The sequence below is a fragment of the Bartonella sp. AD328YNZD genome, from assembly GCF_042196425.1.
The window spans coordinates 1-1230 of sequence record NZ_JBHIQG010000523.1 but is presented as its reverse complement, the minus strand read 5'-3'; the positions used below and the strand labels follow the sequence as shown (position 1 = coordinate 1230).

Annotated in this window: 2 protein-coding genes; one reads left to right on the top strand and one right to left on the bottom strand. The window is 37.2% G+C overall.

The window, feature by feature from the left end; translation table 11 throughout:
- Positions 1 to 160: 160 nt before the first annotated feature.
- Positions 161 to 901, bottom strand: a complete 741-nt coding sequence (locus ACFIO3_RS13370; protein WP_375607763.1) for a L,D-transpeptidase — start codon at positions 899 to 901, stop codon at positions 161 to 163.
- A gap of 270 nt (positions 902 to 1171) precedes the next feature.
- Here ACFIO3_RS13370 and ACFIO3_RS13365 point away from each other — a divergent pair.
- Positions 1172 to 1230: GTPase (locus ACFIO3_RS13365; RefSeq protein ID WP_171051390.1), on the top strand; the 59-nt coding region annotated here is incomplete at its 3' end.

Sequence of the window (1230 nt, the reverse complement as noted above, 5' to 3'; positions counted from 1 at the left end):
CAAAACCTGTTGGGAAAATATGAAAGCTAGCAAATAGAACAATGATATTTGTACATATCTTTTGAAACAGAGAAGAGATCTATACTCTTTTTTTGGAAAAAGAGAAGATTGAACAGCAAACCAAAATACTCAATGGTCCTCTCCAATCTTCTCCCTAAAATTAAAAATCATCCGGCTGAATGGTTGATTGTAGTGGATCGTAGCCATTTAATTGTTGACTGTAAACTGTAGGGTTACTCCTATTGTTTTGCAACACCACAACACGCGAACCAACGGGAACACGATTATAAAGATCAATAATATCTTGATTGAGCAAACGGATACACCCACTTGAAATAGCACGCCCAATTGACCAAGATTCATGTGAGCCATGAATACGGAAAAGTGTATCTTTTCCATTTTTGAAAAGATAGAGTGCCCGTGCGCCCAATGGATTATCAGGACCTGGAGGCATTCCTTTCCCTAAATGACCATAACGTTCTGGCTCTCGAGCCATCATTGCTGCAGTAGGAGCCCAATTAGGCCACCGACGCTTGCGCTGTACAACCCCTTCACCTTCAAATGCTAAGCCTTCTTTACCGACTCCAATCCCATAACGTAAAGCCTTCCCATTTTCACCAATAAGGTAAAGAAAACATTCTTCCGTATCTATAACCAATGTTCCAGGGGGATAAGATGTATAATAAAGCACTTCTTGTCGCCAAAACTTTGGATCAATTGTCGCAAGATCAACAGCAGGTAACAAATAAGCCTCATTCGTTACAGGACCGTACAAAGCCTGTATTTCTGGTGGAATGTATCGAATTTGTTGAACAGGAATCGACGATATATCTGACGGATGTGTAGCACACCCAGCCAAAGCTAAAAGTGCTAAAATTAAAAAGGTACAACGAGATAACACTCTTCTATTTTCTCCGATTAATTATTTATGCAGATTTGCATACCATGAAAAACTTAGCACAATATTAACATTAATTCGAAGTTTTCTTATCCTTGTAACTAAGGAGAGCATTAAGATAAGAAGAATTTTAAAAGATAAAAAAGTAGATTATCTGTTATTGTAGACTTTTTTCTCATTTATTGCAATACAAAGACTATAACTCTTCTGAAAATATGCTATAAAAAGGAAGCTTTATCTTGACCATAAAATCAATAGAAAAGAAAGACTCTCATGGGCTTTAAATGCGGTATTGTCGGATTACCTAATGTCGGGAAATCAACTCTTTTTAA